Below are 792 nucleotides of genomic sequence, written 5' to 3' on the forward strand. Positions count from 1 at the left end.
GAAGATAAACCCTTCATAAACATCATAAATCCATTCCATAATTAAATCAGGTGTGAACCTGCCAAAGATTAATTTCATACATGTTCCGCTTCCTCGAAGCGATTTTCGCAAGCTCAATATCAATTCTTGCGGCGAGCGGCTGATATAAAAAAACCAACCCTTTCGAGTTGGTAATTCTTCTCAACTAATTTATATGCTTCTTTATGGAAATTAAATCACCTGATCTAAAAGAAACAGAGCATGACGAAGTTGCCCCTCAGTGTATGAGGCACCGTCAGGAGTGACTATCCGACCTGATTTGAAACTCCATTTATCAAACCCAGTAATTCTAGGTAGATGTCTACCAGACTCCAAAGCCCAAACCTTACGAACAAGAGGCGGTATTTCCTCCCCATCGTCCCATCTATGAACCTGCTCAACATCCACCCCAACAGAAGTTGCAGCATGATACTCACTCAAACCCAAGTGTTGAAATCTAAATATAAAATTAGGATGAATCCGATTGCTCTTTTGAAGAGGAGCGAAAAATTTAACAGCATTTTCCCAGTCAACGTTACGCATTTTCCATATCCTCAAAAACTTCGATAGCTTTGGAAGCAATGGACGAATAAAGCTCGTAACTCTGGAAGCAGTACCACGACTCAAAAACAGACAAAAAAAGAACCTTTTCGACTGAATTTAAATCACTAGAAGAAACAAGAACAGAAAGACGGTTGTAAAACACGTCCTTTTCAATAGGATGTGAGTTAGTCATGATTAGCCCCTTGTAAGCTAGTTATGATTAGCCATGTA

At 39.4% G+C, this 792-nt stretch carries 1 protein-coding gene; it reads right to left on the reverse strand.

The features are described 5' to 3' along the window. Positions 1 to 210 precede the first annotated feature (210 nt). Complete coding sequence (locus R7O13_RS26095; protein WP_140139041.1) at positions 211 to 561, reverse strand: hypothetical protein; 351 nt, start codon at positions 559 to 561, stop codon at positions 211 to 213. Positions 562 to 792 lie beyond the last annotated feature (231 nt).

The organism is Vibrio sp. Y176 (genome assembly GCF_033438945.1).